Source organism: Mycobacterium sp. UM_Kg27, from assembly GCF_000972905.1.
GTDB lineage: Bacteria > Actinomycetota > Actinomycetes > Mycobacteriales > Mycobacteriaceae > Mycobacterium.
Map to the genome: position 1 here is coordinate 1 of NZ_JRMM01000073.1, position 21,577 is coordinate 21,577.

The following is a 21,577-nucleotide window of genomic DNA, read 5'->3' on the forward strand; positions in this document are numbered from 1 at the left end:
GAGAAACCGAAGTCCCGCAGCTCGTACATCATCTGGTAGGTCAGGGTGCCCGACTTCGACACCAGACCGATCGGGCCGGTGCCCGAGATGTTGGCCGGGGTGATGCCGACCAGGCATTCACCCGGGGTGATGATGCCGGGGCAGTTGGGCCCGATGATCCGGGTCTTCTCACCCTTGTCCACGTTGTAGGCCCACGCGTAGGCGCTGTCCTGCACCGGGATGCCCTCGGTGATGACGACCAGCAGCGGGATCTCGGCGTCGATGGCCTCGATCATGGCGTCCTTGGAGAAGGCCGGCGGCACGAAAGCGATCGACACGTCCGCGCCGGTCTCCTTCATGGCCTCGGCGACGCTGCCGAACACCGGCAGCTCGACGTCGGCGCCATCCTTATCCTTGTGCGCCACCGTGGTGCCGGCCTTGCGGGCGTTGACGCCGCCGACGATCTGGGTGCCGGCCGCGAGCATCCGCGCGGTGTGCTTGGTCGCCTCGGCACCGGTGATGCCCTGGACGATGACCTTGCTGTCCTTGTTGACGAAGATCGACATGACTTAAGCGTCCTTTCCGGCTGCGAAAGCCAGTTCGGCGGCCTTGTCGGCGGCCTCGTCCATGGTGGCGACGACGGTCACCAGCGGGTGGTTTGCCTCGGCCAGGATCGCCCGGCCCTCCTCGACGTTGTTGCCGTCGAGGCGCACCACCAGCGGCTTGGTCGCGGCGTCACCGAGGATCCCCAACGCCGACACGATGCCGTTGGCCACCGCGTCGCAGGCGGTGATCCCGCCGAACACGTTGACGAACACGCTCTTGACCTGCTTGTCACCCAGGATGACGTCCAGGCCGGCGGCCATCACCTCGGCGGAGGCCCCGCCGCCGATGTCGAGGAAGTTGGCCGGCTTCACGCCGCCGTGCTTCTCACCGGCGTAGGCGGTGACGTCCAGCGTCGACATGACCAGGCCGGCGCCGTTACCGATGATGCCGACCTCACCATCGAGCTTGACGTAGTTCAGGTCGTGCTCTTTGGCCTTGATCTCCAGCGGGTCGGTCGCGTCCAAGTCGGCGAACTCGGCGTGGCCGGGCTGACGGAACTCGGCGTTGCCGTCCAGGGTGACCTTGCCGTCCAGCGCCAGGATCTGGTCGTCGGGGGTGCGAACCAGCGGGTTGACCTCCACCAGGGTGGCGTCTTCGGCGACGAAGACCTCCCACAGCTTCTGGATGGTCACCGCGGCGGCGTCGAGCACCTCGGCCGGCAGATGGCCCTGCTCGGCAATCGAGCGAGCGAACGCCAGGTCGACACCCTTGACGGCGTCCACCGGCACCTTGGCCAGCCGCTCCGGCTTCGTCGCGGCGACCTCTTCGATCTCCATGCCGCCCTCGACCGAGCACATGGCCAGGTAGGTGCGGTTGGAGCGGTCGAGCAGGAAGGAGATGTAGTACTCCTCGGCGATGTCGCTCGCCTCGGCCACCAGCAGCTTCTTGACGATGTGACCCTTGATGTCCAGGCCGAGAATGTTCTGCGCGTGGGTCAGCGCGTCGTCCGGGGTGGCGGCGTACTTGACGCCACCGGCCTTACCGCGGCCGCCGGCCTTGACCTGGGCCTTGACCATGACCGGTCGACCGATCTCGGTGGCGATGGCCTTGGCGTCCTCAGCCGAGGTGGTTACTCGACCAGGAGTGGTGGGCACGTTGTGCTTGGCGAACAGCTCCTTCGCCTGATACTCGAAAAGATCCATGGGCTCACTGTCTTATTACGGGTAGCCGGAAGGCCGGCACTGTCGGATTGTGAGAGATTTCGCTCCCGAGGCACTGTATCGAGCCTGCGCCGGGGTTCCCTCCTCGCGTACCACTGCTGTGGCACATCTCACCGCCAGAAAAACGTGATTCGTTTCACATTAACGCCGGGATTCGGGCGATAGCTTGCCACGCCCCAGCGGGAGTGGTTACCGTCACCAAGTCCAGGTCTTTATAACGTTCTGATCACGACCAGAGGAACTTCCAGGCTGATGCAGCACGGTGCACCGATGCGTCCGGTTTCCGGTGGGGCTCTCCCTCGACGTCGAAACGGCGCTACGGCAGTTGCGATCCGCCCGTCGGCACCCAGTCCCACCGAGGTCACCGACATCATCCCGTTCAACGAGTTCGGCTGGCCCGAGGACGACTTCAGCGAAGACGTGTTCGACGAGGCGTCGGACGTATTGCTGGCCCCTGAGCTCGACGACATGACCGACACCGACAACATGCCGGTTCTGCAGTTGGCGTTCCCCCGCGGCGGCTATTCGGACAGCTACTACCGTCCGCACGGGGCGGCCCAGCTGCCCCCGCGCCGCGGTAAGCACCGCAGCCAGCCCGCCAGTGCTGTCAAGAGTCGCGTGATGATCGCGGCGATGGCCGCCGGTGCGGCCGCTGCCGCCGCGCACGCCGCCACCCACCAGTCCGACGAGACCGTTGCCCGACCGGCCGTGCTGGCGGCCAGCAAGACCGCGCTAAACAACGGCACCACGACGTCCAGCCACGGCTTGCAGATGATCACGGTGAAGGCTGCGGCCAGCGTCGTCGTGCACAACGAGGAGCTGGCCAAGGGCATGGCGTTCGCTCAGGAGCGCGCCGAGCGTGAAGCCCGGCTGCAGCGCCCGTTGTTCGTCGCCCCCACCCAGGGCGCGTTCACCTCGAACTTCGGCTACCGCTGGGGCGTGCTGCACGCCGGAATCGACATCGCCAACGCCATTGGCACCCCGATCCTGGCGGCCTCTGACGGTGTGGTGATCGAGTCGGGCCCCAGTGCGGGTTACGGCATGCTGGTCAAGCTGCGCCACTCCGACGGAACCGTGACGCTCTACGGCCACATCAACCGGTCGCTGGTCAGCGTGGGTGAGCGGGTGATGGCGGGCGACCAGATCGCCGAGATGGGCAATCGCGGCTACTCGACCGGTCCGCACCTGCACTTCGAGGTGCTGCAGAACGGCACCAACCGGATCGACCCGACTTCCTGGCTCGCCAAGCGCGGGATCAATTTCGCCTGATACGACGGCGCCGGCCTGTCCCCCGCAAGCGGGTGGTGCGCCAGCGCCCGGCTCCATCGCGCTTGCCGGCGCCGCTAGCCTGGAATGGTGAGCGACCGCCACCAGCCACCGACCGGCGCCAGTTCCTCCAGACCCTCCGGGACCGATCCGGCGAGTCCTCCCAGCCGCATCATCCGCCGGGCACCCACCGGCGCCATCCCGATCGTCACCGGCTCGGGCCGGATACCGCCGGCCATCCAGCCCAGCCCCGCGGCATTGCCGGCGCAGTTCCCGTCAGCCGGCGTCGCGATCAGTGCCTGCGTGCTCGCCCTGATCGGCTGTTGGGCCACCTCGGTGGTCTCCACCGATCTGATCGCCAGCTGGTGGCATACCGACCGGCTGTTCTGTGTCGCGGTGGGTTTCTTGAGTCTGGTGTTCGCCGGGACCACGGTGTCCGGCGTGATCATGCTGCTGCTGCGGCGGCCAGTCAGCCGCTACCTGATCGCGGTCGGAGCGGTGGTCGCCCTGCTGACTTACGGCAGTCTGTTCCTGGCGGGGGCCCGCGTGCCGGGGATCGTGCACGTCATCCCGGTCATCCAGATCGCCACCGTAGCCACAGCACTGCACCCGGCTACCAGGCGCTGGCTCTTCGGCAGTTAGCGAGCCTCGACGCAGGAGAGGCGAAGCTGGACTGCCGACTCAAACCCGGCAGTTAGCGAGCCTCGACGCAGGAGAGGCGAAGCTGGACTGCCGACTCAAACCCGGCAGTTAGCGGGACTGCCGACTCAAAACTTCGGCAGTTAGAGCTTGGTCACCGGCGCATGGTTGTGCATCAGCTTGACCCGCCCGGAACTGCCGAAGTCGATCAGCGACATCGCCGACTCGCCGACCCCGGAGACTTCCTCCACCCGCCCCAGGCCGTACTTGTCATGGGTGACCCGATCCCCCGGCGCCAACACCAGTAACGGCCGGCTGCCCGATCGGCTCGGTGCCGGTCTGGGGGTCCCGAACCGGCCCGCGCCGCTGACCGGAGCGCTCGGTGAGGCGGTGACGTCGGTCCGGCGCCAATCGATGAGCTGCTGCGGGATCTCCCGTAGGAATCGCGACTCCGGGTTCAACATCGGCTGTCCCCATGACGAACGCACCTTGGCCCGGCTCAGATACAGCCGTTGCCGTGCTCGGGTCAGGCCGACGTAGGCCAGCCGCCGTTCCTCGGACAGCTCGCGGGCATCCCCCAGCGAGCGCATGTGCGGGAACATGCCGTCCTCCCAGCCGACGACGAACACCACTGGGAACTCCAGCCCTTTGGCGGTGTGCAGCGTCATCAGGGTGACCATGCCCGACCCGTGCTCGGGGATCTCGTCGGTATCGGCGATCAGCGAGACCCGCTCCAGAAACGCCGCCAGCACCCCGACATCAGGTACATCCTCCTCATCGAGGCCGCCGTCTTGGTCAGCGAGTGCGTTGGCCCGGTCGATGCTGAACTCGTGTGCGACACTGACGAGCTCGTTGATGTTGTCCAGACGGGCCAGATCCTGCGGATCGGTCGAAGCCTCCAGCTCGGCGCGGTAGCCGGTGCGGTCCAGCACCAGCTCCACCAGGCCACCGAGGTCGTCGTCGCCGGTGTTCAGATGCGCCCGCAACTCCTCCAGCATCGCCACGAAGGCGGCGATCGCGTTCTGCGAACGGCTGTTGAGCATCGGCACGCCGCCCTCTGCGGCAGCAGCCAGCGCCGCGGCGAACCCCGTGCCGGTGTTCTCCGCATGCACCGACACGCAGGCCTCGGCACGGTCGCCGATACCGCGGCGCGGGGTGTTGAGGATGCGCCGCAGGCTCACCGCGTCGCCGGGATTGTCGAGCACTCGCAGGTAGGCGATGATGTCGCGGATCTCTTTGCGTTCGTAGAAGCGCACGCCGCCAACGACTTTGTACGGGATACCGCTGCGGATGAACACCTCTTCCAGCGACCGCGACGCGTTGTTGGTGCGGTAGAACACCGCGACGTCGCTGTAGTTGACCGCGCCCGCATCGGTCAGCTCATCGATCTCCTGAGCGACGAACCGCGCCTCGTCGTGTTCGTTGTCGGCGACGTAGCCGACGATCAGCTCGCCGTCACCGGCGTCGGTCCACAGTCGCTTCTCCCGGCGCCCGGAGTTGTAGGCGATCACCGCGTTGGCCGCCGAGAGGATGTTCTGCGTGGAGCGGTAGTTCTGCTCCAACAGGATGGTGGTCGCGTCGGGGTAGTCGCGCTCGAAATCCTCGATGTTGCGGATGGTGGCGCCCCGGAAGGCGTAGATCGACTGATCGGCATCACCGACCACGCACAGTTCCGCCGGCGGCAGGTCGTCGCCGCCCGCGCCGGCCTGCGGTCCGTGCCCCGCGAGCTCGCGCACAAGCATGTACTGGGCATGGTTGGTGTCCTGATACTCGTCGACCAGGATGTGCCGGAATCGGCGCCGGTAGTGCTGGGCGATCTCCGGAAAGGCCTGCAGAATCGCGACCGTCTCACCGATCAGGTCGTCGAAGTCCAGCGCGTTGGCCGACCGCAGCCGGCGCTGATACTCCGCGTAGACCGAAGCCACCACCCGGCTCAGGTCATCGGAGCTCTCGGTGAGGTCGGCCAGCGCCCGGTCCGGGTCGATCAGTTCGTTCTTCAGGTTGGAGATCGCATTGGCCAGCAACCGGGGCGAGTGCCGCTTGACGTCCAGGCCCATGTCGCGGCCGATCATCAACAGCAGCCGCCGCGAATCGTCGGCGTCATAGATCGAGAAGTTCGAGTTCAGCCCCGGAACGACCGAGGCCTGGTTACGCAGGATCCGCACGCAGGTGGAGTGGAACGTCGACACCCACATCACCCGGGCCCGGGGCCCGACCAGACTCGACACCCGCTCGCGCATCTCCGCGGCGGCCTTGTTGGTGAAGGTGATCGCCAGGATCTGCCCCACTCCGACGTCGCGGGCGGCCAGCAGATAGGCGATACGCCGGGTGAGCACCGCAGTCTTTCCCGAGCCGGCCCCGGCCACGATCAGCAGCGGGGAGCCCTCATGCAGCACGGCCCGGCGCTGCTGCGGGTTGAGCCCGTCGAGGAGGTGATCGGTCTGCGGAGTCGCGTGCACTGTCATATCGCAACCCAACGTACCGCCGCCGGACGACACTCTTTGCGCTGGCACGACCCTTAGTGGCAGACTCGGTTCGTGCTCGACATGCAGCGTCGATTTTGCTCCCCCACTTTTTATGGGCACTCCCCAGCGGAGCCCGTGGTTTAGCTGCAACGCCAAGCCCCGCGGTCCGCTTCGCCGACCCGGGGCTCGTCTGTTGTGTGAGGCCGGATCGCCGATGGGACCAGAAACCACCAACAGCGAGAACCTGGAGTTTTGATCATGTCTGCCCAACCCCAACAGCTGCCCGACATTGACGAGCTGCGCCATGAGATCGACCGGCTCGACGCCGAGATCCTGGCCGCGGTGAAGCGCCGCACCGAGATCTCGCAGGAGATCGGTAAGGCCCGGATGGCGTCCGGCGGCACCCGCCTGGTGCACAGCCGCGAGATGAAGGTACTCGAGCGCTACAGCGAGCTCGGCCAGGACGGCAAGGACCTGGCGATGCTGTTGCTGCGGCTCGGCCGCGGCCGGCTCGGCCACTAAGGCGCCGCGCCCGGCGCCGCACCGGCGACGGCGACCCGCCGCTAATGTCGGAGTATGAGCCCCGTTCCCCAGAGCACGGACATCTCCACCACGCCGGCCTGGAACGCGTTGCGCAAGCATCAGCAGCAGATCGGCGACACCCACCTACGCGAGTTCTTCGCCGACGATCCCGGCCGCGGCACACGGTTCACCGTCACCGTCGGTGATCTCTACATCGACTACAGCAAGCACCGGATCACCTCCGAGACCGTGCGCCTGCTGGTCGACCTAGCCAGGACGGCCGGCCTGGAGGACCGGCGCGACGCGATGTTCGCCGGGGTGCACATCAACACGTCCGAGGACCGGGCGGTGCTGCACACCGCGCTGCGGCTGCCGCGCACCGCCGATCTACACGTCGACGGCCAGGATGTCGTGGCCGACGTGCACGCCGTGCTCGACGCGATGGGCGATTTCACCGACCGGTTGCGCGGCGGCGAATGGACCGGTGCCACGGGCAAGCGGATCGAGACCGTGGTCAATATCGGTATCGGCGGCTCGGATCTGGGTCCGGTGATGGTGGACCGGGCGTTGCGCCACTACGCCGACGGCGGCATCTCGGCACGGTTCGTCTCCAACGTCGACCCGGCCGACCTGACCGCGAAACTGGCCGGCCTGGATCCGGCCACCACACTGTTCGTCGTCGCTTCCAAGACGTTCTCGACCCTGGAGACGTTGACCAACGCGACTGCGGCCCGCCGCTGGCTCACCGATGCCCTGGGCGACGCGGCGGTGTCCAAGCATTTCGTTGCGGTCTCCACCAACGCGGTGCTGGTCGAGGAGTTCGGCATTGACACCGCGAACATGTTCGGGTTCTGGGACTGGGTCGGCGGTCGCTACTCGGTGGACTCGGCGATCGGCCTGTCGGTGATGGCGGTTATCGGCCGGGAGCGCTTCGCGGAGTTCCTGTCCGGTTTCCATATCGTCGACGAGCACTTCCGCACCGCGCCTTTGGAATCCAATGCGCCGGCCCTGCTGGGCCTGATCGGGGTGTGGTACTCCAACTTCTTCGGCGCGCAGTCCCGCGCGGTGCTGCCCTACTCCAACGATCTGAATCGCTTCGCCGCCTACCTGCAGCAGCTCACCATGGAATCCAACGGCAAGTCAGCCCGCGCCGACGGCACACCGGTCAGCACCGATACCGGCGAAATCTATTGGGGCGAGCCGGGAACCAATGGCCAGCACGCGTTCTACCAACTGCTGCACCAGGGCACCCGGCTGATCCCGGCCGACTTCCTGGGCTTCTCCCAACCCGTCGATGACCTGCCGACTGCGGACGGCACCGGCAGCATGCACGACCTGTTGATGAGCAACTTCTTCGCCCAGACCCAGGTGCTGGCGTTCGGCAAGAGCGCCGAGGAGATCGCCGCCGAAGGCACTCCCGCAGATGTCGTGCCGCACAAGGTCATGCCCGGAAATCGCCCGACGACCTCGATCTTGGCTACCCAGCTGACACCGTCGGTGCTGGGCCAGCTGATCGCCCTCTACGAACACCAGGTGTTCACCGAGGGTGTGGTGTGGGGCATCGACTCCTTCGACCAGTGGGGAGTGGAGCTGGGCAAGACTCAGGCCAAGGCGCTGCTGCCGGTGCTCACCGACGACGCTGCTCCACCGTCCCAGACCGACAGTTCCACCGATGCGCTGGTGCGCCGCTACCGATCGGAGCGGGGCCGGGCGACCTAGACCCGGCCTTCGGCATTTCCCTCACCCTGACTTTTTTCGGCGGCCGCCGCCCTCCATGCACTGTGCGCAGGGATCGTCCCGTGCCAGGAGCGTGCCGCGGCGGCATCGCCCACAGCGCTCCGGTGCGTATGACGGCGGCCAGCAGCAGAGCGCATCTGGCCCTGACCGAAGCCTGCTCCGGGCCGAATTATCGCTGTTGACAATGGGTTTTGCCTCCTGCTTCAGGACGGGCGACGACGGACCGCCAGCGCTGCGGGGCTGAGTGCACGTCTGCCCAGTCGCGGAGCGGCAGGCGCTACCGCCGCTTGGCAGAGGCGACCCGACAGCACAGTCGGTGGCCGCCGGGTGAACTCCGGCCGGGAAAAACCTATCGCGGCACGACAAAGATTTCGGCACCCAGGTTTCCTTAAGCTACGCGCCATGCAGATGCCACGCCGGGTTGGGCAGAGCGCCGCAATGGCGTTCGGCCGCCGCGGAGCCCTCGGGAGCGGCTTGGCGGGCTTTGCACACTGTTGTCGCTGACTCCCCTGCCACTTGCTAATTATCGGTAGTCACTTTCGGTGACCGGTGCCGAACATCTCGGGCATTGGAAGGCCAGCATGCACTCTTCTTTCGGATCCAGCCGATGACAGTCACAACTCCTCTCGACCCGGCGCCACGCGTCGACCCCGACACGGACGTGGTGGACACCGCCGCTGCGCTGCCTGCCGCTCCGAACCGGTCCGTCGTCACCCCGCTGCGCATCGGCGTGACGACGCTGTGGTTGTCGGTGATCGTGCTGCTGCCGTTGGTCGCCATCGCGTGGCAAGCCGGCGGTAGGGGCTGGAACGGCTTCCGGCTGGCCGTCACCTCGCACGCGGCGCTCGAATCATTCCGCGTGACATTGACCATTTCGGTCCTGGTCACCGTGCTCGATGTGGTGTTCGGCTTGGCGACCGCCTGGGTGTTGGTGCGCGACGACTTCGTCGGAAAAGGAGTCATCGATGCGCTGATCGATCTGCCTTTTGCACTGCCGACAATCGTCACCAGCTTGGTGATGCTCGCCCTCTACGGCAACTCCAGTCCGATCGGCATTCACCTGCAGCACACCCCACCCGGCGTCGCGATGGCACTGGCCTTCGTCACGTTGCCACTGGTGGTCCGTGCCGTCCAGCCGGTGCTGATGGAGATCGACCGCGATGTCGAGGAGGCGGCCGCGGCCCTCGGCGCGACGCGCCTGGTCACCTTCAAGACGGTGGTGCTGCCGTCCCTGCAACCGGCGTTGTTGACCGGTGCCGGACTTGCGTTTTCGCGGTGCGTAGCCGAGTTCGGCTCGGTCGTAACGATCGGCGGCGCCGTGCCGGGCAAGACCGAGGTGTCGTCGCAGTGGATTCGCTCGCTGATCGAGAACGATGACCACACCAGCGCGGCGGCGATTTCGATCGTGTTGTTGGCGATCTCGTTCGCCGTGCTGGTGCTGCTGCGGACCGTGGGTGGACGGGCGGCCAAGCGCGAGGAGGACGCCGAGTGACGGCCCGGTTGGAGAAGCATCACGTTCTGCGCTTCACCGTCTTGACCTATATCGGTGTCATGCTGATCGCTCCGGTGTCGGTGATTCTGTACCGAACGTTTGAGCACGGGTTAGCCCAGTTTTGGGCCTGGATCAGCACCCCCGCGGCGATCTCGGCGCTGAAACTGTCGCTGCTATTGGTGATCATCGTGGTTCCGCTGAATGCCTTGTTCGGCGTTTCGACATCGATCCTGCTGGTACGCAACAAATTCCGCGGCCGATCAACCCTTCAGGCGATCCTGGACCTGCCGTTTGCGGTCTCTCCCATCATCGTCGGGGTCGCCCTGATCGCACTGTGGGGATCGTCGGGGGCGCTGGGCTTCGTCGAGAACCACCTGGGGTTCAAGATCATCTTCGGGCTGCCCGGGATGGTGCTGGCCAGCATCTTCGTCACGCTGCCGTTCGTGGTGCGCGAGGTTCAGCCGGTGCTCGTGGAGATCGGAATCGAACAGGAGCAGGCCGCGGCGACTCTCGGTTCCAATGCGTGGCAAACGCTTTGGCGGGTCACGCTGCCATCGATCCGGTGGGGACTGACCTACGGCGTGGTGTTGACCACGGCGCGCACACTCGGCGAGTTCGGCGCGGTCATCATGGTGTCATCGAATCTGCCGGGTCACTCCCAGACCCTGACTCTGTTGGTCAACGATCGCTACCACCGCGGGGCCGAGTACGGCGCCTACGCCGTGTCCACGCTTCTGATGGGGGTGGCCGTTGCGTTCCTGATCGCCAAGGCGGTGCTGCTGATCTACCGCCGGCGAGCCAAAGCCCTGCAGTGGATGGCCCGCTGAGGCGAGCGGGAACCGATCACGCGAAGCGCTTGGTGTACCGCGGCGGCATGCGGCGCAACAGCCAGACCAGCGGGGCCCACGGCCAGGACGGGACCACGGCCCGGCCGGTTTCGCGTTCGATCGCACGCACCATGGCCTTGACCCCCGATTCGTTGTCCACCATCAACAGGGTGGACGCCGATTTCGCGGTCATCTCCGATTCGATGTAGCCCGGTTCCAGCACGGTCACCTTGATCGGTCCGCGCGAGTACTCCGCACGCAGCGACTCCCCCAGCGACGACACCCCGGCTTTGCTGGCGGCGTATGCGGCCTTCACGCCCGGAACACCTTTGTTGCCCAACACCGATGAGATCAGCACCAGGTGGCCGCTGCCGGCAGCCTTGAATATCTCCAGCGCGGTCTCTATCTGCACCAGTGCAGCCACCAGGTTCGTTTCAACGGTGGCCTTGTTGGCCCACAGCTTGCCGGATCCGAGCGGTGCGCCCTTGCCGACGCCGGCATTGACGATGACCCGGTCTATTCCACCCAACTCGGCGGCGAAATGGTTGAACACCTTGGGTATTTCGTCGTGGTCATTTACATCCAGCGCGGCCACCGCTACATTGATTCCTGGAAACTTGTCTGTCAGTTCGGCTTTCAGTTCATCAAGCCGGTCGGTCCGGCGGGCGCACAGGGCCAGGTCACGTCCCTGCGCAGCGAAAACGCGGGCCATGCCGGCGCCCAGTCCTGAACTGGCACCGGTGATGAGGATTCTCTGACGGGTCACCAGGGCAGCTTAACGGCGCTGGCAGCCTGCCGAAGTCACGTCGAAGAATTACTTGAGCAGTCGCGACATCCGCCGATCGGCCAGCACCTTTCCACCGGTCTGGCAGGTCGGGCAGTACTGAAATGACTTATCGGCGAAAGAAATTTCCCGAACCGTGTCGGCGCATACCGGGCACGGCAGCCCGGTTCGGGCATGAACCCGCAGACCGGAACGTTTCTCCCCCTTCAAGGTGGCGGCCTGTTGGCCGACCGAGCGGGTGACGGCGTCGGCCAGCACGGTGTGCATGGCCTCGTGCAACGCGCTCAGTTGGTCTGCCGACAGCTTGCCGGCGGTGGCGAATGGCGACAGCCGGGCGGTGTGCAGGATCTCGTCGCTGTAGGCGTTGCCGATTCCGGCGATCACCTTCTGGTCGGTCAGGACGGTTTTGATGCGACCGGTATTGCCGGCCAGCAATCCAGCCAGCTCCTCGGCGTTGACCGCCAGCGCGTCCGGCCCCAGTGTGGCGATACCCGGCACCTTCAGCGGGTCGTCGACCAACCAGACCGCCAGCCTCTTCTGGGTGCCGGCTTCGGTCAGATCGAAGCCGGGGGCCTGCCCCGGGACGCCCAGGTGCACCCGCAGCGCAATCGGTCCCTTACCCGGTCGCAGCGGCGCCGCCGCCAGCTGATCCGACCAGCGCAGCCAACCCGCCCTGGACAGGTGGGCGATCAAGAACAGCTCACCGGCCTGCAATCCCAGATACTTGCCCCAGCGGTGCGCGCCGGTCACCTGCTGACCGTGCAACGCCGTCGGCGGCGGGGCGAAGGTTTTGAGCACCGACAGCGCCGCCACATCGATCCGGCCGATGGCGCAATCGACGGCGTGCCGCCGCAGGTGATCGGCGAGTGCTTCGACCTCGGGCAGCTCCGGCATGCCCCCGAGTCTGCCCGTTTCCCCGGCGGCGCGCCCGACTCTTCGGCGCGTGGTAGCGGGAGGCTATCCCGTCGCCGCGGCGGGGCTCACCACGACCGAGACCGTGACGGCGCCGGAGTCCGAGGCGACGGCCAGTTCAGCGGCATTGGCTGCCGAGACGACGTGCCCACCGCTGACGACGACGTCGTAGCCGCCGGGGTAGGCGAGCGCCGGCACCGAAATAGTGGTGATGGAGCCGTCGGCAAAGCTGCCCGACCCATTCGCCATCGCGGTGGAATAGCTGAAGTGCAGGGCGCCGTCGACCATTGACCAGTTTGTCGGGGTTCCGGAAACCACCTGGGGATAGGGCTCGGCCAACAGGCCCAACTTCGCGGCGTCCACGTTGTCCCCGGTCGGCGCCACCGCGGGGTCGTGGACCAGCCACCCATGGCCACCCCCGGTGGTGGTGATGTCACCCCGGTCGCTGTACTCCCACTCGGTATCAGCCCGAGATCAAGGCACGCCATCTGGCCCTGTCCGCGAGCAGCGGTGATCAGCTGACCTTGTCGACGCTCGACGCGGCCGCCGAATCCACGTCCGCGCGAGGCGCACCGGCGGTGGCCGCCGAATTGATCGAGCTGGCGATCAACTTGGGCGGTGACACCCCGCAGCGACGGGTCCGCGCCGGAGAGCTGCAGTTCCGCGCCGGATCACTGGTTGCCGCACGTCGGCATCTGCAGACCGCCTTGAAAGACGTACCTTCAGGAGCACTGCGGTCGATGGCACTGCTGTGGTTGGGCGCGGTGCTGGGATACGACGACGACACGGTGGGTTCCGCGGAATCGATGGCCGCGGCGGCCGATGAGGCCGGCGACAACGCCGCACTGCGGCTGCTGTGCCTGCTGCGCTTGGTCCTGCCGCTGGCCATGCTCGGCCGGCTCGACGATGCGGTCGCACGCGCCGACGAGGCCGTCGAACTCGCGAATCAACTTGGCGTGCCGAACCTGCGGAGCCAGGCGTTGTCGATCATGGTTTTCGCCAAATTCGCACGCGGGCTCGGCGAAGATCGCGACGCCCTGCAGCTGGCACTGGAGCTGGAGGACCCGCACGGCGGCGCGTCCACCTGGTTTCGGGCCAGCGGCGCCGCGGCAATGATGCCGGCCTACCGCGGCGACCTCGAGAGCGCGCTGACACGCATGCGCGCACTACAGCAACAGTTGCGCGAGGGCGGCACTGAGGTGGACATTCTCTGGGCGGCCGTTCGGATTTCCATGATCACGCTGTGGGCGGGCCGATATCAGGAGGCAGATGCTGCGGCACGCGAGGCGGTCGAGCGCGCCGAGCAGATGGATGGCCGGCTGGCGCTGGTCACCGCCTGGACGGTCCAGGCTGCGGTCGCGGCATACACCGGCCGCGAAACCGAAGCACGCAATGCGGTCGCGGCCTCGATCGAGACCGCCGATCGCATCGGGGCACCACTGTTGACCAAAGAACCCAGCCTGATCCCGGGGTTCCTCGAGGTCTCGCTAGAGAACTATCCGGCGGCGCTGGCGGTGCTACAGCCCCTCCTCGACGAATTCCGCACCGCCCCCAGCTGCGATGTCCAAGGCGGCGGATATCTTCCCGACGCCATCGAAACGCTGACCGCGCTGGGTCACATCGACGACGCCGAGCATCTGGTCGACACGCTGGAGCAACACGGCACCATCCATGATTGGCCGTGGACGCTGGCGGTGGCGGCACGCGGCCGGGCCCATGTGCTGGCGGCTCGCGGCGAGTTGCCTGCCGCGCTCGCGGCCCTCGATCGGGCGGTGACACACCATGCGCGGCTGCCGATGCCCTTCGAACAGGCCCGCACCCAGTTACTGCTGGGCACAGTGCAGCGCCGCCGACGACGCCACTCGAGTGCAACGGCGAGCCTGCGCGCGGCGCTGCAGATTTTTCAGCAGCTCGGCGCGCCACTGTGGGCAGCGCGAGCACATGCCGAACTGGGCCGTGTCGATCAGTCCCAGGGTGCCACCGCGACTTTGACCGCCGCAGAGCACCGGGTGGCAACCCTGGCCGCGGATGGCATGTCCAATAAGCAGATCGCGGCGCACCTCTACATCTCGGCCAAGACCGTCGAAATGAATCTGAGCCGCGTCTACCGCAAACTGGGCATCCGCTCGCGCGCTGGATTGTCCGCGGCATTGGCCGGCGCCCAAGCCACGGACGAGAACTGATCGCCTGCCGTAGTCACCCGCGGCCGGCCGGTCAACCTATCTGGCGATGCGTCCGGCGACTAGCGACAACACCCAGCCCACCAGCGACAAAACGATCGCCGCCCAGATCGCGTCCCACCAGAAATCGGCGATGTAGAGGCCCCAGTGTTTGGCCGTCTTGTCGGTGATCCACGCGGTGATCCACAGCATCAGCGCATTGACCACGATGTGGAACAGCCCCAGGGTGACGATGTACAGCGGTATCGACAGCAGTTGCACCACCGGTTTGATGAAGGCGTTCACCAGACCGAAGATCAAGGCGATGACGAAGATGATGCCCACCCGTTGCAGCGTGGTGTCGCCGCCGACGATCTCGATCCCCGAAACGATCTGAGTGACGATCCACAAGGCGAGTCCGGTCAGCGCAGCGCGGAGCAGGAAGGGTCCCATGCGCAGATCTTGCCACGGGGCAAACGTTGAGAACCTGACTTTCTCAATTGCGTCGGGTTGGAGCCCGGGACGCCCAGACCCGACTAAAGCCAGCTCCCGGCAGCCTCGGCGCGGGCCCGCACCCCCGCCGTGATCCGGTCGGCGTGCCACCCGGCCTGACGACAAGCCGTCAGCACCGCGTCAGAGGAGTCGGCGGCGACCACCCCGAACAAGGTCTCGTCGCTGGGCGAGCTCAAGGCAACCACCAGCCTCCCGCGCAGGGCGACCGCGGCGGATGCCAGCCGGTCGATCACAGCGTCGACGGTTGATTCGCCCAGGTCCGGTTGATACCACTCCACCAAGAAACACTGACGCGCCGCTTCGATGTCGCCCATGCGCCCGACGCTAGCCAACCCGACCCCGCAGCGAATCAGGGTTTTCCCTGGACTCCTCCTGAATTGAGCGCAGCAAACAGCCCGGCACGGGAGCGGATGCCCAACTTGCGGTACACGGCGCTCAGCGTCATCTCGACGGTTTTGGGGGCGATGAACAACTCCGCGGCGATCTGTTTGTTGGACAAGCCCGCTGCCGCGTGTTCGGCGACTCGCCGCTCGGCGGTGGTAAGTCCCGACCCCAGGCCTGCCGCGGCCATCCGGTCCAGCTCGGCACGGGCACGGCGGGCCCACAGCGGAGCCCCCACCCTCTCGAAGGTGGCCAGCGCCGTACTCAAGCTCGCCTGAGCATCCTGTTTGCGCCGACGACGGCGCTGCACCTGACCCAGCAACAACTGCGTGCGCGCCGTCTCGAACGGCATCGGCAGCCGCCCATGGTGCAGCAGCGCCTCGATGGCCGTCCGCTCTGCGGCTTCGAGCTCTCCCCGCGCAGCCAGCCAGTGGCTGCGCCCGCGGGCGCCAACCGCCAACATCCAGGGCCGATCAAGCCGCGCTCCGTTGGTCTCCAGCGCCACTATCAGCGGTTCGGCCTCGTCGAGACGTCCCAGCGCGGTGAGAGCCTCTACCGCGTCGGGCAGGTATGCGCCGACGACGATCTCGGTGTCGTGATCGGGATCGAATCCGCAGAGCAACGGCTCCAGTGTCGCGACCGCAGCCGCGTAGTCGCCCCGCGACACCTCCAGAAATCCCAGTGCCGCCGTCGCCGATGCCACCAGAAACGCGGCCCCGGTATCCGAGGCCGCCTCGATCGCCGTCGTCGCGATGCTCCGTGCCGCGTCTTCGTTGCCACGCAATGCCGCGATCTCCGCTTGCGTGCACCAGGCATGGACGAGCAGGTGCGTTCCGCCCATCTGTTCAGCTCGCTGGACGCTGTCTTCGGCGAGATCCGCTGCGGCTGTCAGATTTCCCAGCCACAAGTCGAACCTGGCGACGTAATTGGCCGCCCACAGCGTGTCGACCTCCGTCCCGTGGGCTAGAAAACGCTGGTGAATGGCGCGCATCTGGTCGCGCCCCACCTGCACCTCCCCGGCCACGGCAGCCATGACGGGCAGGGCTGCACTGGCCCGGAAGGTGGCCGCGGCGCCACTGCTGTGGTCTTCGATCTCCGCGGCCCAGCGCAAGGCCTTGCGGTCCACGCCCAGCCCGTACAGGAGACGCACATGCGCAGCAATCGTCAGGGCTTGGCTGCGAAGCGGCGCGATATCCAAGTCTTCCGCCTGTTCCACAGCGGTGTTCGCCAGTTCGACCGATCTCTTCATGTCCCCGATCAGCCCCGCCACCGGCACGAGCAGCAGCCTTGCCCGCAGCTGCAGAACGGGATGATCGGCGGCTTCAGCTACGGCCTTGGTGAGCAGCTCGGCGGCCGTCACCAGACTTTCGACATAGCCGGTGACAGCGGCAAGGAGCATCAGCGCCATGCATCGCAGCGGGTTCCCGGACGGCAGATCATCGAGAATGCACTGCAGATGCGAACGCGCCAGGGCCACCTCGCCGGATCGGAAATGCTGCTCTGCGGCCTGAATTCGACGGACCGGGTTGTCATCGCCGAGTTTGATCGCCAGCTCGATCAACTCGGCGGCCACCGCGGGGGCGCCTCGAGCCCGAGTAGCGGCGGCCGCTCCGTCCAGCGCCTGCAGCACTTCGGGGTCGGCGGTGGTGGCCGCCAGCGCCAGGTGCCGGGCCTTGACCTCGGGTTCGGTGACGATGCGGCTGAGCCGGCGGTGCATGGCCCGGCGCTCCGACGGGCCGGCGGCGCTGTAGACGCCGGTGGCGAACAACGGATGCCGGAACCGGATCCGGCTGCCGTCGATTCCGACGACTCCGCTCGCCGGTGCGGATTCGGCCACCTCGACTACGCGCTCGGGGCTGATGCCGGTGGCCAGGCTCACCCGCTCCACGGCCGGCGGTACCGAGCAGGCCGCAGCCAGCAACACCGCACCGACTTCCGCGTCGACCTGCCCGATGTGTTCGCGCACCAGCGTCGCCAGGCTGTCGGGCAGGCCGATCGCGGCCCTGTCGGGATCCTCGACGATGAAACGCGCCAACTCGAGGGCGAAAAATGGGTTCCCACCGGATGTTTGGTGAATCCGGGTGATGGTGGGGCGGGGCAAGGTACGCCGCAGCCGTGCCGATATCAGCGCGTGCACTCCGCCCAACGTCAACGGGGTGATCCGTACGCGCTCGATCGACCCGGGAAGAGCAGGGCTGAGCCAACTCAAGTCGGCGACGTCTGTCTCGCCGGTTCGCAGGGCCAACAACAGACCCACCCGCCCGGTGAGCCGTCGTTCGGCGAACCCGATCACCATCTGGCTCGACATGTCCAGCCACTGAACGTCGTCGATGCACAGCAACACCGGGGTCTTCGAACTCAGCTTGCGGAGCACCGCCAGAAAGGCGGTGGCGACCATCCGCTCGTCGCTCGCCGGCCCGTCATCGCCGCCGAGCAGAATCCGGTCCACTGCCGCGCGCTGTCCGTCGGGCAGCTGCGCCAGCACCTCGGCCTCGACACCACCGAGCAGGTCAGCCACCGCGGCGTAGGCATAGCGGACCTCGGTCGGAGCGCCCGCCGCCGAGAGCACCTGGAAGCCCCGCTCGACCGCCGCGGCGGCCGCCCCCCATAGGAGTGTGGACTTTCCGATGCCAGCTTCGCCTTCGAGCAGCAGCGTGGCGGGTTCGGTCAGGGCCGCTTCCAGGAAAGCGCAGACGGCTGACATCTCAGCCTTTCGGTCCGCCAGACCCAGTCGCATGGCCACATTGTGGCAGGCGACACCCCACTCGGTAGGTAGTTGCGAGCCGCCGGCAGCAAACTTGACGGCCGTGTTTCAGCAGTGTTTCCCGCCGGGCGGGCGCATGTGACGGGCATCACAGATCGAACCGACGGTATCCGGTACCGCCGGTATTGACATGTCTGGTCGCGGCTCCTAGTTTTTGAAGTCCGAGCGAGAAGGGATTCCGCGATGACCACTGCGGTGCGGCCGAGCGAACCGACCCGGGAGGAATTTGCCGAGCGGCTACTGAAGGGCTCGGTGAAGAAGTCCTACGCGCCGGTCGTCGACATCGACTGGAACGCCCCGCTGGAGGAGGACAGGTTCTTCCTGCCGCCACGGATGTGCACGCTCTACGGCACCCGCCTGTGGGAGTCCATGACCCGCGAGCAGCAGATCGAGATGTCACGCCAAGAGCTGGTCAACGTCCTGTCGGCCGGCATCTGGTTCGAAAACATCCTCAACCAGGCGCTGCTGCGCGACATGATGCACAAGAACCCCACCGCGCGCACCACCCAATACTCGTTGACCGAACTAGGCGACGAGACCCGTCACATGCTGATGTTCGGCAAGACCATCGACCGGATCGGCGGCGTACCGGTACGCCCGCGGCTGCACCAGCGCATCGCCATCAACGCGCTTCCGTTCCTGTTCCGCGGCAGCATCCTGTGGGGAGCAGCACTGGTCGGCGAGGAGATCTTCGACTCGCTGCAGCGTCAGATCCTCGACGATCCCGACCTGCAGCCGATCGTGCGGCGGGTGATGCGCATCCACGTCACCGAGGAAGCCCGCCACATTCAGTACGCCCGCGACGGTCTGCGGCGCAGCGTCCCGGCGATGCCCCGCTACCGCCGGATACTGCTGGCCAACCTGCAGGGCGTCGGCGGACCGTTCTACCGCCACCTGTTCACGCTGCCGGTCATTTACAACCGAGTCGGGCTGGACGGTCGCGAAGCTCGCCGCGTGGCGCGGGCCAACCCGCACTTCCAGGCGGCGTCCCGCTCGTCGTTCGCACCGCTGGCCGCGTTCTTCACCGAAGTCGGACTGATGGGCGGGCTGGCCCGGCGGATGTGGCGGCGGGCCGGATTCCTGTGAGCCGCAACGGCGTCATCGACGTGGTGGTGCTCGGCGACCCGGCGCCCCTGCACGGGTTGATCGACGGAGTTCGGGTGGTCGACGCGGCGAACGTGACCACCCGATTCGACAGCGGCACCGACACCTGGACGGTGACCACCTCCGACGGCGAAAAGCTGAGTGCCCGCGCGCTGATCGGCACCGCCGCCTCAACCGACGACGCCGTCGCCAGACATGGCGTCCCCAACCGATTTCAGATACCGGGCCCGCACACCCGCCGGCAGGCCCGCTATGTGGCGCGGCTCATCGATGCCCTCCGGCGCAGCGGGGCCAGCCGCATCGAGTCTCGCTCGCCACGGCTGCGGGTGCGCCCGCTGCTGCCGACTCGAGGGATCTCCCGGTTCTATCTCACCGGGTGCGGTGGCGTTGATTTGGAGAACGCAGAAACCTACGACGGCCCAGCGGTTCTCACCCACAACGGTGAGGACCACCCGACGCAAGTCCGCCTGACCGGCCATTTCGATCCGATTGATGGCCAATACCATTGGCAGGGAATGCTCTTCAATGACCTTCCGGGGGCGAGTGTCACCGGCTCGAAGGTCAGCGTCCGGATTGGCGATCACACCGCCGAAGGGCGCGTCGGCGAGCGGACACCGTGGGGCACGCTGACCGTGATCGGCGCCGCCGGATATCCGCCGTATCCCTTGGCGGACGTCGAGGTCGCGATGCCGCCGCGTAGCTGAACGCAGTCCCCACTCGGGCCGGGCAGGGCCAGTCTGCTATGCAGAGAACAGCGCCCCACCACCGAAAGACCGAGGAGACGACGTGCGGTTCACTTACGCCGAAGCGATGACCGACCCGAGCTATTACATTCCGCTCGCCAAGGCCGCCGAGGCCGCCGGGTATCACAGCATGACGATCCCCGACAGCATCGCCTACCCGTTCGAATCGGACTCGAAATACCCCTACACCCCCGACGGCAACCGGGAATTCCTCGACGGCAAAGCCTTCATCGAGACCTTCGTCTTGATCGCGGCACTGGGCGCAGTCACCAGCACGCTGCGGTTCACCCCGTTCGTGGTCAAGTTGCCGATCCGCCCGCCGGCCTTGGTCGCCAAGCAGGCCGGCTCGCTGGCCGCGATGATCAACAACCGGCTGGCACTGGGCGTGGGCACCAGCCCGTGGCCGGAAGACTACGAGTTGATGGGGGTGCCGTTCGCCCGGCGCGGTAAGCGGATGGACGAGTGCATCGAGATCATTCAGGGCCTTACCACCGGCGACTACTTCGAGTTCCACGGCGAGTTCTATGACATCCCCAAGACCAAGATGACCCCGGCCCCGTCGCAGCCGATCCCGATCCTGATCGGCGGCCATGCCGAAGCCGCGCTGCGGCGCGCGGCCCGGCACGACGGCTGGATGCACGGCGGCGGCGACCCGGCCGAGCTCGACGGGCTCATCACCCGGCTCAAGCAGCTCCGCGAGGAAGAGGGTCGCGCCGATGACCCGTTCGAGATCCACGTGATCTCGGTCGACGGATTCACCCTCGATGGCATCAGGCGGCTGGAGGACAAAGGCGTCACCGACGTCATCGTCGGCTTCCGGGTGCCCTACATCCTCGGGCCCGACACCGAGCCGCTGGAGAACAAGATCCGCAACCTGGAGAGGTTCGCCGAGCACGTCATCGCCAAGGCGGGGTGACACCGGTCATGTCTTGACCCCCAGGTGCGCACCCTCACCGTTTTGCCCTGCCGAATCGGGATCAATTTCGCCGCCACCGGCGTTGACCCCTATGTGCGCTGACCGTCCACCCACAGCGGTCAGGTACTGCAGTTCTCGTTGCGTGACCTGCAGGGGGTAATCACACATGAAGACACAAAAGTATTCACCGGTCGAGCCACGAATCGGCCATGGCGACCACCAGCGGGTTATCCGCCTGCTTCGCGCCGCCGCAGCTGAGGCCGGGCAGAGCGACGCCCGGCGTCAGTGGATTCGCGCCGCGACGCAATGTTGATCGGGCTCCCCCCGGGAGCTCTTGCGCGCTGAAGCACCGGCTTTGCGTGGCAACCTTGCGCAACACTAAACCCGCGAACTACCTTCTTAGCTACACCTCAGGATTGAGGCCTGCAGAAGGAGCGCGTCGGAATGTCTCACCGCAGCAAGGTTGTCGGAGTAGCCGCGTTTTTGGCGCTAGCTCCCATTGCCCCGTCGGCTCAGGCCGATTTCGACGACATGCTCGATGTCCTCGTCGCACCTTTTGCCACCGCAGCCGGCGAACTGGACCCCCAGGCCGTCACCGACAACACCGC

At 66.6% G+C, this 21,577-nt stretch carries 18 protein-coding genes and 2 pseudogenes; 10 read left to right on the plus strand and 10 right to left on the minus strand.

Features of this window, described 5'->3' with window-relative positions:
* Together LI94_RS12755 and sucC are read right to left on the minus strand one after the other, a co-directional pair.
* Positions 1 to 545: pseudogene (locus tag LI94_RS12755) on the minus strand (succinate--CoA ligase subunit alpha); the annotation flags it as partial.
* A gap of 3 nt (positions 546 to 548) precedes the next feature.
* On the minus strand, positions 549 to 1,727 hold the full coding sequence (sucC, locus tag LI94_RS12760; RefSeq protein ID WP_024443705.1) for an ADP-forming succinate--CoA ligase subunit beta: 1,179 nt from the start codon (positions 1,725 to 1,727) through the stop codon (positions 549 to 551).
* A 270-nt stretch (positions 1,728 to 1,997) separates the two neighbouring features.
* Here sucC and LI94_RS12765 point away from each other — a divergent pair, with 270 nt between their 5' ends.
* On the plus strand, positions 1,998 to 3,014 hold the full coding sequence (locus LI94_RS12765; protein ID WP_081654626.1) for a M23 family metallopeptidase: 1,017 nt from the start codon (positions 1,998 to 2,000) through the stop codon (positions 3,012 to 3,014).
* 87 nt (positions 3,015 to 3,101) lie between these two features.
* On the plus strand, positions 3,102 to 3,653 hold the full coding sequence (locus LI94_RS12770; RefSeq protein ID WP_024443707.1) for a hypothetical protein: 552 nt from the start codon (positions 3,102 to 3,104) through the stop codon (positions 3,651 to 3,653).
* A 140-nt stretch (positions 3,654 to 3,793) separates the two neighbouring features.
* On the opposite strand, the gene pcrA is transcribed toward LI94_RS12770, so the two are convergent.
* The gene (gene pcrA / locus LI94_RS12775) at positions 3,794 to 6,115 is read right to left on the minus strand and encodes a DNA helicase PcrA (protein ID WP_024443708.1); all 2,322 of its coding nucleotides are present in this window, start codon (positions 6,113 to 6,115) and stop codon (positions 3,794 to 3,796) included.
* Between the two features lie 258 nt (positions 6,116 to 6,373).
* On the opposite strand from pcrA, the gene LI94_RS12780 reads away from it, so the two are divergent.
* The 4 genes from LI94_RS12780 to cysW all read left to right on the plus strand — a co-directional run bounded on the left by LI94_RS12780 (position 6,374) and on the right by cysW (position 10,693).
* Positions 6,374 to 6,637: a chorismate mutase gene (locus LI94_RS12780; protein ID WP_024443709.1), complete on the plus strand. Its 264-nt coding sequence runs from the start codon at positions 6,374 to 6,376 to the stop codon at positions 6,635 to 6,637.
* A 54-nt stretch (positions 6,638 to 6,691) separates the two neighbouring features.
* Positions 6,692 to 8,356 (plus strand): glucose-6-phosphate isomerase, encoded by a 1,665-nt coding sequence (gene pgi, locus LI94_RS12785; protein ID WP_046301414.1) that lies wholly within the window; start codon positions 6,692 to 6,694, stop codon positions 8,354 to 8,356.
* A gap of 679 nt (positions 8,357 to 9,035) precedes the next feature.
* Positions 9,036 to 9,866, plus strand: a complete 831-nt coding sequence (cysT, locus tag LI94_RS12790; RefSeq protein WP_046301415.1) for a sulfate ABC transporter permease subunit CysT — start codon at positions 9,036 to 9,038, stop codon at positions 9,864 to 9,866.
* On the plus strand, positions 9,863 to 10,693 hold the full coding sequence (gene cysW, locus LI94_RS12795; protein ID WP_024443712.1) for a sulfate ABC transporter permease subunit CysW: 831 nt from the start codon (positions 9,863 to 9,865) through the stop codon (positions 10,691 to 10,693). The genes cysT and cysW overlap by 4 nt, the downstream gene beginning before the upstream one ends.
* Before the next feature lie 16 nt (positions 10,694 to 10,709).
* Here the strand turns inward: cysW and LI94_RS12800 are convergent, their stop codons facing one another.
* From LI94_RS12800 to LI94_RS12810, 4 genes and pseudogenes are all read right to left on the minus strand, one after another.
* Positions 10,710 to 11,459 carry an SDR family oxidoreductase gene (locus tag LI94_RS12800; protein WP_024443713.1) on the minus strand — a complete coding sequence of 250 codons (750 nt, stop codon included), beginning with the start codon at positions 11,457 to 11,459 and terminating at the stop codon, positions 10,710 to 10,712.
* A gap of 48 nt (positions 11,460 to 11,507) precedes the next feature.
* The gene (locus LI94_RS24510) at positions 11,508 to 11,981 is read right to left on the minus strand and encodes a zinc finger domain-containing protein (protein ID WP_231384352.1); all 474 of its coding nucleotides are present in this window, start codon (positions 11,979 to 11,981) and stop codon (positions 11,508 to 11,510) included.
* 147 nt (positions 11,982 to 12,128) lie between these two features.
* Positions 12,129 to 12,371: pseudogene (locus LI94_RS24515) on the minus strand (DNA-formamidopyrimidine glycosylase family protein); the annotation flags it as partial.
* A gap of 63 nt (positions 12,372 to 12,434) precedes the next feature.
* On the minus strand, positions 12,435 to 12,773 hold the full coding sequence (locus LI94_RS12810; RefSeq protein WP_024443715.1) for a hypothetical protein: 339 nt from the start codon (positions 12,771 to 12,773) through the stop codon (positions 12,435 to 12,437).
* A gap of 140 nt (positions 12,774 to 12,913) precedes the next feature.
* On the opposite strand from LI94_RS12810, the gene LI94_RS12815 reads away from it, so the two are divergent.
* Positions 12,914 to 14,572: a LuxR family transcriptional regulator gene (locus LI94_RS12815; protein ID WP_052739932.1), complete on the plus strand. Its 1,659-nt coding sequence runs from the start codon at positions 12,914 to 12,916 to the stop codon at positions 14,570 to 14,572.
* 36 nt (positions 14,573 to 14,608) lie between these two features.
* On the opposite strand, the gene LI94_RS12820 is transcribed toward LI94_RS12815, so the two are convergent.
* The 3 genes from LI94_RS12820 to LI94_RS12830 form a co-directional block, all read right to left on the minus strand.
* The gene (locus LI94_RS12820) at positions 14,609 to 15,001 is read right to left on the minus strand and encodes a phage holin family protein (protein WP_024443717.1); all 393 of its coding nucleotides are present in this window, start codon (positions 14,999 to 15,001) and stop codon (positions 14,609 to 14,611) included.
* Between the two features lie 83 nt (positions 15,002 to 15,084).
* Positions 15,085 to 15,375: a hypothetical protein gene (locus tag LI94_RS12825; protein WP_046301416.1), complete on the minus strand. Its 291-nt coding sequence runs from the start codon at positions 15,373 to 15,375 to the stop codon at positions 15,085 to 15,087.
* A 35-nt stretch (positions 15,376 to 15,410) separates the two neighbouring features.
* Positions 15,411 to 18,179, minus strand: coding sequence for an AAA family ATPase (locus tag LI94_RS12830; protein WP_046301417.1), 2,769 nt, complete (start codon positions 18,177 to 18,179; stop codon positions 15,411 to 15,413).
* Positions 18,180 to 18,389: 210 nt separating this feature from the next.
* Between LI94_RS12830 and LI94_RS12835 the strand changes: the two genes are divergently transcribed.
* The 3 genes from LI94_RS12835 to LI94_RS12845 all read left to right on the plus strand — a co-directional run bounded on the left by LI94_RS12835 (position 18,390) and on the right by LI94_RS12845 (position 20,969).
* On the plus strand, positions 18,390 to 19,292 hold the full coding sequence (locus LI94_RS12835) for a diiron oxygenase (RefSeq protein ID WP_024443720.1): 903 nt from the start codon (positions 18,390 to 18,392) through the stop codon (positions 19,290 to 19,292).
* Positions 19,289 to 20,014 carry a DUF4873 domain-containing protein gene (locus LI94_RS12840; RefSeq protein ID WP_046301420.1) on the plus strand — a complete coding sequence of 242 codons (726 nt, stop codon included), beginning with the start codon at positions 19,289 to 19,291 and terminating at the stop codon, positions 20,012 to 20,014. The genes LI94_RS12835 and LI94_RS12840 overlap by 4 nt, the downstream gene beginning before the upstream one ends.
* 82 nt (positions 20,015 to 20,096) lie before the next feature.
* A complete protein-coding gene (locus tag LI94_RS12845; protein ID WP_046301418.1) occupies positions 20,097 to 20,969 on the plus strand; it encodes a TIGR03619 family F420-dependent LLM class oxidoreductase in 873 nt (290 codons plus the stop codon).
* The last annotated feature ends 608 nt before the right edge of the window (positions 20,970 to 21,577 follow it).